The sequence below is a fragment of the Acidimicrobiales bacterium genome (genome assembly GCA_036378675.1).
Classification (GTDB): Bacteria; Actinomycetota; Acidimicrobiia; order Acidimicrobiales; family Palsa-688; genus DASUWA01.
On record DASUWA010000025.1, the window covers coordinates 1 to 8,000 of the forward strand.

Below are 8,000 nucleotides of genomic sequence, written 5' to 3' on the forward strand. Positions count from 1 at the left end.
ACGAGATCGACGACGAAGATGAGGGTGTCGTTCGAAGCGATGGCCGGTGTCGGCGACTGAGACCCGTACGCCAGATTCGGCGGAATGATCAGTTCCCGGCGGCCACCGACCTTCATCCCTGCGACTCCTTGGTCCCACCCCTGGATGACTTGGCCTTGACCGAGAGGGAAGCTGAACGTCTGGCCCCGATTCCAGGAAGCGTCGAACTCCTTCTTGGTCGTCCAGGAGTACCCGTCGTACTGGACGGTTACTGTCTGACCGGCCGTCGCGGTTGCACCCGTTCCAACTATCAGGTCGCTCGCCTCCAGCTGGGTGGGAGGGGTGCCCGACGGGACGATGACGGTTGGCCGCTTCCCGAACGTCCCAGCCGGCGACGCCTCGCCGGAAGGGATGCTGGCGATTCCGTTGACTCCCGCCGACGCGGCACCAAGGGGTGCCGGGGTGGTGGACGGGCTCGAGGATGCGGTCGAAGAGCTCGGGTTACCCGACGGGTTGGAGGTATTGGACGTTGTGGAAGAGGAGTTGGACGAGCAGGCACCGGCCACGACTGCGAGCACGGCACCTGCAGCAGCCATTCGGTGGGCCTTACCTCGGGGTAGGCGTGTCAACATGGCGGCGGAGGCTATATGAATCTGCACCGCCCGAGTAAGCGGCTCTGATCCCGGCCGCCGGCTATCTCACGCGGCGGCGTCGGCTACTCGTAGACGGCGGGCCAGCTCGACCAGCAGACGCCGCTGGATGCAAGCGGAGCTGTCCAGCATCTCCCTGAACTCAACCAAGCTATATACGACCAGGTCCATCGAGGTCTCGGCCGTCACAGTTGCGGTTCGGGGGCCGCCATCCAGCAGTGCCATCTCCCCGAAGAAGTCCCCGGCCTGGAAACGGGCTCGCTCGGTGCCGCGCACAGAGCACATGGCGTTGCCGTCCTCCACCACGAAGAACTCTTTCCCGGGATGCCCTTCCGGGGTGAGGGTGGTACCTGCCTGGACGCGGACACCAGTGCCGAGGCGTTGAAGACTACGACGTTCGCGCGGAGTGCATCCCGCAAAGAGCGCCGAGTCTGGCACGTGACAATCATTCAAACGTCGTAGGAGCTGCAATCTGTCACCTCCGGACTTACAAGCCGTTCCCATGGTGGCAACTGAAGTTGTCGCGGTTGTGTCGTGAGTGTTGCTCTTGGGTAAAGCCGAGTGGACTTTCAGCTGACGTCATCACAGACCAGAAGGATTGGAAGGGAGACGGAACGAAGAGCGCCCGCGTGACCAAGCGTCTCGTTGCCATCGTCCTCTGTGTTGCCGGGTTGCTGATCGGTCCCGCCGCATTCGCCGTCATTCCGTCGATCGTCGGGCCAAGTACGGGCATGATGCCCAACGGACGGGTCCTCGAGCCTGACGGGCGCACGACGGCTGTGGGGGACTTCCCTACCGGGGGAGCGCTGACGCCCGATGGGCGCTACTTCTGGGCGGTGGACTCTGGGTACGGCCACGACGACGTGAACGTCGTATCGCTAACCACCGGAAACGTCGTCCAGGTTCTGCCACTTCCAGGCGCGTCCGGCGGGATCGCGTTTTCCGCTGACGGAACCCGTGCGTACGTGTCGGGCGAGCCACAGGGTGTGATCCCGGCTGCAGGCCCGACGAAGGCCAATCAGGGTGACGCCATTCACGTCTTCAGTGTCGACCCAAGTAGCGGCCACGCGACCGAGCAGAGCCCGATCCAGCTACCGGCGACGAGCGGGGGAACCGGTCAGATGGAGTCTGCCAATCCGGTTTCCTTTATCTACCAGCCGCCCGGACCGGGACCTTCGTCGGGACTCGGATGGCCGATCGGCCTGGCGGTGACGCCTGATTCGAAGACTCTCGTCGTGGCCCTCAATCAGGCCGATCAAGTCGCCATCGTCGATCTCGCCAGCGGGACGTCGAAGCTGATCAAGGTCGGCCGCTACCCGTTCGGCGTGGCGACCGATGGCACTACTGCTTACGTCAGCAACGAATACGACGGAACGGTCAGCGTGATCAACCTCGCCTCTGCGGCGGTGACATCGACGGTCGCCGGCTTGGGAGGGCCCATTGGTGACCAGAACGCCCATCCGCAGGGGATGACGCTCGATGCCGCGGCGCACCGGCTCTACGTCGCAGTGACCAACCGGGACCTCGTTGCCGAGATCGACACTCAGACACTGAGCGTTGCCGGCGCGATCTCGGTCGGCCGGGTTGGCGGTATCGGCACCGCGCCGGTGGCCCTGGCGAAATCACCTGACGGGAGCAGGCTGTATTCCGCTGACGCCGGGGAAGACGCCGTCGCAGTTCTCCGCCTGTCGGACGGCAAGCTCATCGGGCGAATCCCAACCGCGGCGTACCCGACCGCGGTGGCGGTCACACCCGACGAACGACATCTCGTTTGGCTTGCGGCGCAAGGGTTGGGCGCGGGCCCGAACCCGCAGTACGGGCAGAACTTCGCCGCCAGCCAGAACGCGCCCTACGGGCAGTACGACATGGAAATGCTTCTCGGGCGGGTTGGGGTTCTCGACACTCCGAGTGACGCTGATGCGGCGCACCTCGGTCAAATAGTGGACAAAGAAGTCCGTCCGGCCGACTACACCCCGGCACCTCTCGACACGCCGCTTGAATCACCAGGTGGTGGGCCGAGTGCGCAGATCAAGCACGTCTTCTACATCGTCAAAGAGAACCGTACCTACGACCAGATCTTCGGAAGCGATTCCCGAGGGAACGGTGACCCCCGCCTCGAGTTGTTCGATGACAATGGCGTCGCTGGCCCGGCAGGCGGAGTCACCCCGAACGCGCACGCCCTTACTCGTATGTTCCCTCTCATGGACAACTTCTACGCCGACAGCCAGGTTTCCGTCGACGGTCACATCATCACCACAGGCGGCTACGTGACGGACTTCGTACAGCGAGCCTTGCACGCCAACTACTCAGGCCGAGGGAGGGCCGTGAACTTCGGCCAAGATCCGGTCACCCTGCCGCCCCAGGCTTTCATATTCGACCAAGCAGTCCGGCAAGGTGTCAGCTTCCAGAACTTCGGTGAGTTCAACGCCGGTGACACTCCCCAAGGAAACGACGGGCGTCCCACCTATGCGCAGTCGCAGGCGGGGTTCGTCGGGGGCTACCCGCTCTTCTTCGGTTGCGACAACGCCGGGCTCGTCCCGGTAACGCCCACCGACCACAACATCGCGTGCGACTCCGACTCCGGAACCCTCGGCCCCGCCGGCAACGCGGACGTTTCCAACAGCCGGTTCGACTTTTTCCAAGCCGACTTCAATCGTCAGGTGGCGGCCGGAACCGTTCCTTCGTTCACCTATCTGACGCTTCCGAACGACCACACCAACGGGGTGCAGGCCAACTATCCGACTCCGGCTTCGTTGGTTGCCGACAACGACCTCGGACTCGGCCAGATCGTCGATCTCATCAGCCACTCTCCGATCTGGTCCTCGTCGGCCATCTTCGTCGTCGAGGACGATTCGCAGGACGGTGCCGATCATGTCGACGCCCACCGGATGCCGGCCTACGTAATCTCGCCGTGGACAAAGCACGGCGTCGTCGTTCACACCCGCTACGACCAGTACTCCGCATTGCGGAGTGCGGAGATGATCCTGGGGCTACGACCGCTCTCCCTCAACGACGGGCTAGCCGAACCCATGTACGACTGCTTCGTCCCATCGGACCAGGCTCCCGACCTAACGGCCTATAGTGCGGTCGCTCCGCGCACGTCGCTTGACGCAACCACCCTCGTTTCGCCGCCGGGAATGGATGGGGTCCTTCCATACAACGTGGTCGACCTGGTTCCCCAGCACCTATTCGACGACGCGCTGTATCACAGCATCTACGGTTCCCAATTCACTCCTCCGGCGGCCGGACCGAACGCCTCCGAGATCGAAGCCAACCGCACTTCCGAGGCCCTCAAGGTCTTCCGCGACGGGGGAAACGTGACGCAGTTCCTCCTCAAGCATCCTGTCGGGAACCAGGACGGCTAGGCCAGAGTCTGTCAAGTGAGTGGAATCCAGCTAAACGGAGGATGAACTTCGGTCCCCTGCGCGAGATCCCCAGGAACGTCCCCAGGTTTTCCTCTTCCGCCGAAGGGGAAGGTTGCCTAAGAATCGAGCCTCAGACCGAGTGGACGCGAAGAGGTGATGCGGTGATGACAGATATCGACGGTCGACTAGGCATGGGTGATGAGGTCGAATCGGCGGCACCGCCGGGGGGCGTCAGATGATCGGGGTGGTGGGAGCTCCCGAGATCGACATCCCAGCCATGTCACAGACCGTCGATCCGCTGGACGAGCCGGTAATCGAGATGTTCGCGCTCGTGCGCGACGCGGTGAGCAGTGCCACCGAGATCTTTCTGGCGGGGGATCGGGAAGCGGCGAGATCGCTCGTTCAGCGCGACCAACTAATCGACGCCCTGCACGCAAGGACCGAGAAGGCAGTCGTAGACGAGCTGACCCATCAGCCGAACACGGATGCCGCTCGACAGCATCGTCTTCTCTTGATCCTACGCATCCTGCCCGAGCTGGAGCGAAGTGGTGATCTGGCGGAGCACATCGCATCCCACGCGGTCCAGGGATTGTCGAAGTGGCTCACGCCGCGAGCGCGAACCCTGATCCAACAAATGGGTACCATAGGGTCGGAGATGTGGGCTGTGGCCGGTGAGGCTTACGCAAGCGGCAACGTCGCCGGGGCTGACGTTCTCCGGGCCAGGGACGACGAAATCGACGACCTGCACGTGAGTTTGACTTCGGAACTGGCCGCAGCCGGCGTGTCAGTGCCGGTGGCAATCGAAATGGCCTTGGTGGCCCGTTACTTTGAACGGCTGGGCGATCACGCTGTTAACGTAACTCGCCGGCTTCGACGTACGGCAAGGGAGTCTTGAGGAGCTATGGGTTGGGCTTTGACGCTTGAGGGCAGGGTGGATCCTGCTGCGATCGTGCTCTTGGTCGATGACAAAGAGGAGGCGGAAAGCATCGCCCAAGAGGTGCGGCGCAACGGGACACGTATCGTCTTACGTCCGTATCCGAACGGCGAGATGGCCAGCCGGCTGGGTCTGTCGAATGGCGGTGTGCCGGTCGGCCAAGTATCGGGCTGACCCCTCACCTAAGTGAACACGACCGTCTTGTTCCCGTAGACCAAGATACGGTCGGTGAGATGCCATCGTACGGCCCTGGCCAGGACCACCGTCTCGAGGTCGCGCCCAGCGTGGATCAGCGCTGAGACATCATCGCGGTGGGTGACCCGCGCCACGTCCTGCTCGATGATCGGCCCTTCGTCCAACTGTTCGGTGGCGTAGTGCGCAGTCGCCCCGATCAGCTTGACCCCTCGCTCGTGGGCGCGGTGATACGGGCGGGCGCCCACGAACGCGGGCAGAAACGAGTGGTGGATGTTGATGACCCTGTGTCGCCACTGCTCGATGAATCCGGGTGAGAGGATTCGCATATAGCGAGCCAGCACAACGAGTTCGACACCCTCGTTTGCGAGAAGCTCTGTTACGGCCAGTTCTTGGACTGCGGGTTCAGTTTCGCTCACAGGGACGTGCTGGTAGGGGACGCCGAAGCTCTCGGTCACCGCGCGGTGCTCGGGGTAGTTGCTCACGACCAGGGCAAGTCGCCCGGGGAGCTCCCCGGAGTACCACCGGGCCAGAAGGTCGTAGAGGCAGTGCGGCCGCTGCGACACAAGGATCGCGAATGGGCGGTCGTCGTCGGACCACCGCATCGTCAGACGCATCCCGAGTTCTGTAGCTAGCCGCTCCGTGTCGGAGCGAAGCTCGGCCCGATCCTCTCCTTTCGCAGGGATCCACTCGACCCGCTGGAGGAAGGCACCGACTTCGGTGTCGGTGTGCTGATCGGCGTGCACGACGTCGCCGCCGCGCCGAAAGATGAAGTCGGCTACCCCGGCGACAAGGCCCGGCTTGTCGGGTCCCGAGAGCAAGAAACGAACTGTCGGTTGGCTGTCAGACAACAGCCACAACCTAATGGGACCCGCGCTATCGCTTTACCCAATCGGTTCTGCGCTCGACCTCCACGATTTGGACCGGTTGGCCATGACGGTGAAGTTCTGCTGCGATCTGGTCGGCCTCTTTGCGCTCATCGATGAGCATCAATATCTGGTCAGCGGCCGGCCGACTTTGAAGCGTCAATGCGTACACCTATTAGATAGCCCTTCTAGCGAGGCACTTGGAACGTCACCCCGTCGCGTCCAATCGCCAACTGAGCGCCCCTTGACGGCGCGAAACCTCCCTTCGCTCCTCGTCCCGGACGCGAGCCCCACTGGCTGCGGAAGTCCGGTGCTGACCGCGCATTATTCCACGCAGAAGGTGATCGTCGCCCAGAAGGACCGAAAAGTTCTAGTGAAATTCTTCTCGAGGATCGGCTGCGTGACGGAGGATGCGCTGTCAGACTGAGGTCGATGAGCCTCCTCGCGGTGGATTGGGCGACGATCTCGTCCCTGGCCACGGCTGGCGGCACGCTGGTCCTGGCAGTGGCCACCTTCGCTGCGGTTCGCTCGTCCAATCGCACGGCGCGGATTGCGGAAGTCGCCCTCCAGGAGCAGAGACGACCCGTGCTCGGACCGTCCCGGCTCGACGATCCGAGGCAGAAGATCCCGTTCCTCGGGGGCCACTGGGTGAGCGCCGAGGGTGGCCGCGCGGCAGTCGAGCACATCGATGGCACGGTGTACCTGGCGATCAGCCTGAGAAATGTCGGCAGCGGGATCGCCGTGTGCCAGGGGTGGGCCGCCAGGCCGGGCGGCGGATCGTCGGCTGAGTTCCCCACCCACGCCTCTCTGGAGGACTTCCGCCCCCAGTCTCGGGACCTCTACATCCCAGCCGGCGATATCGGGATGTGGCAAGGGGCGATGCGTGACCCGGACGATCCTGTGAGGGCTGCCCTCACTGACGAGATCGACCACGGGCAGGCGATCGCGGTGGAGCTGCTGTACTCGGATCAGGTCGGGTTGCAGCGGACGATCTCGCGGTTCGGTCTCTTTCCCGGGGGCGAAGCGTGGTATGCGACTGTCATACGGCACTGGTACCTCGACTGGGATGGGCCCCGTCCCGAGAGCCTTGCGCTCCAGGCAGTCGAGATGATCGTCCGTGAGCAGGAAGCGGCCGAACGTAGGACGGCTGCTGGCGAAGACAGTCACGCCTCGGACGAGGATCGGTTGCGGACAGAAGTTGAGCGGCCCACCATCGACGGTTGAACCGCTCCTACGCGAGACGAGGAGCAAGGTTCTCGCTCCTTACGGCGTCGGGGCGGCGGCCGTGGTCGCCGTCTTCATCGTCGTCACCGCGATTTACGGGCATCCCCTTCTACCGATCGACGACGGTTACACCACCCTTCACGACGCACAGGTTCTGATCCTCCACGGCGGGCACGATCCGAACTATGCCGGGGTGTCTCCGCTTGACGGAGAGACCAGCCTGGTTCACCTCGCGCTGCTCACGCTCCTCGTTCCGATCGGAGGAGAGTGGGCCTCCTACCTGGTGTCGTGGCTGGCCGTCCTCGTGTACGTGCTCGGCGTCGTCCGGCTCGCACGCCTGTTCAGGATCGGGCAGGGGTCGACGGTCGGCGCCGTCGTGGTCGCCCTGCTCTCGGGGGCAATCGGATACCAGCTGCTGAACGGGATGGAAACTGGACTCGCAATGGCGACCGTGGTCTGGTTGCTTGCGTTGGCGATCGAGCGGCGTCACATCGTGTGGCTGGGGCTTCTGAGTGGCGTGGCCCCGTTCGTCCGGCCCGAACTGGGGCTGCTTGCAGCGCTGCTGATCGTCGCGGTGTCGTGGCAGTTGGCAAGAGCCGGGGAATACCGGCGAGTTCTCATCCTGGTTTGCGCTGCCCTGGTCGGAGCCGCTCCCTGGATCATCTGGTCGTACTTGGCGACCGGCCATCTCCTGCCGACGACCGTGTCGGCCAAGGCGGCATGGTTCGCGGAGCAAGGTCTGCCCAAGAGGACCAAGCTGCACTACACCTGGGTCAGCGTCGGCCACTTT

9 protein-coding genes are annotated in these 8,000 nt (G+C 63.7%); 5 read left to right on the top strand and 4 right to left on the bottom strand.

Annotation, left to right across the window (positions count from 1 at the left end; translation table 11 throughout):
• Together VFZ97_09540 and VFZ97_09545 are read right to left on the bottom strand one after the other, a co-directional pair.
• On the bottom strand, positions 1-611 hold a 611-nt coding region (locus VFZ97_09540), incomplete at its 3' end, for an FKBP-type peptidyl-prolyl cis-trans isomerase (GenBank protein ID HEX6393673.1).
• A gap of 66 nt (positions 612-677) precedes the next feature.
• Complete coding sequence (locus tag VFZ97_09545) at positions 678-1,067, bottom strand: cyclic nucleotide-binding domain-containing protein (protein ID HEX6393674.1); 390 nt, start codon at positions 1,065-1,067, stop codon at positions 678-680.
• A 191-nt stretch (positions 1,068-1,258) separates the two neighbouring features.
• On the opposite strand from VFZ97_09545, the gene VFZ97_09550 reads away from it, so the two are divergent.
• From VFZ97_09550 to VFZ97_09560, 3 genes are all read left to right on the top strand, one after another.
• Complete coding sequence (locus VFZ97_09550; GenBank protein HEX6393675.1) at positions 1,259-3,994, top strand: bifunctional YncE family protein/alkaline phosphatase family protein; 2,736 nt, start codon at positions 1,259-1,261, stop codon at positions 3,992-3,994.
• A 247-nt stretch (positions 3,995-4,241) separates the two neighbouring features.
• Complete coding sequence (locus tag VFZ97_09555; protein HEX6393676.1) at positions 4,242-4,889, top strand: PhoU domain-containing protein; 648 nt, start codon at positions 4,242-4,244, stop codon at positions 4,887-4,889.
• Positions 4,890-4,895: 6 nt separating this feature from the next.
• On the top strand, positions 4,896-5,102 hold the full coding sequence (locus VFZ97_09560) for a hypothetical protein (GenBank protein ID HEX6393677.1): 207 nt from the start codon (positions 4,896-4,898) through the stop codon (positions 5,100-5,102).
• An 8-nt stretch (positions 5,103-5,110) separates the two neighbouring features.
• On the opposite strand, the gene purU is transcribed toward VFZ97_09560, so the two are convergent.
• Both purU and VFZ97_09570 read right to left on the bottom strand, forming a co-directional pair.
• Positions 5,111-5,971, bottom strand: coding sequence for a formyltetrahydrofolate deformylase (gene purU, locus VFZ97_09565; GenBank protein ID HEX6393678.1), 861 nt, complete (start codon positions 5,969-5,971; stop codon positions 5,111-5,113).
• A 25-nt stretch (positions 5,972-5,996) separates the two neighbouring features.
• Entirely contained in the window at positions 5,997-6,149 is a 153-nt protein-coding gene (locus tag VFZ97_09570; GenBank protein HEX6393679.1) for a hypothetical protein, read from the bottom strand.
• A gap of 269 nt (positions 6,150-6,418) precedes the next feature.
• Between VFZ97_09570 and VFZ97_09575 the strand changes: the two genes are divergently transcribed.
• Both VFZ97_09575 and VFZ97_09580 read left to right on the top strand, forming a co-directional pair.
• Positions 6,419-7,210, top strand: coding sequence for a hypothetical protein (locus tag VFZ97_09575; GenBank protein HEX6393680.1), 792 nt, complete (start codon positions 6,419-6,421; stop codon positions 7,208-7,210).
• Positions 7,185-8,000 (top strand): hypothetical protein (locus tag VFZ97_09580; protein ID HEX6393681.1); only part of this gene is annotated, 816 nt, incomplete at its 3' end. The genes VFZ97_09575 and VFZ97_09580, both read left to right, overlap by 26 nt.

Bases quoted from the DNA above. Each gene is read 5' to 3' on its own strand.
- VFZ97_09575 (HEX6393680.1), top strand. From the start codon at position 6,419: ATGAGCCTCCTCGCGGTGGATTGGGCGACGATCTCGTCCCTGGCCACG.
- VFZ97_09560 (HEX6393677.1), top strand. From the start codon at position 4,896: ATGGGTTGGGCTTTGACGCTTGAGGGCAGGGTGGATCCTGCTGCGATC.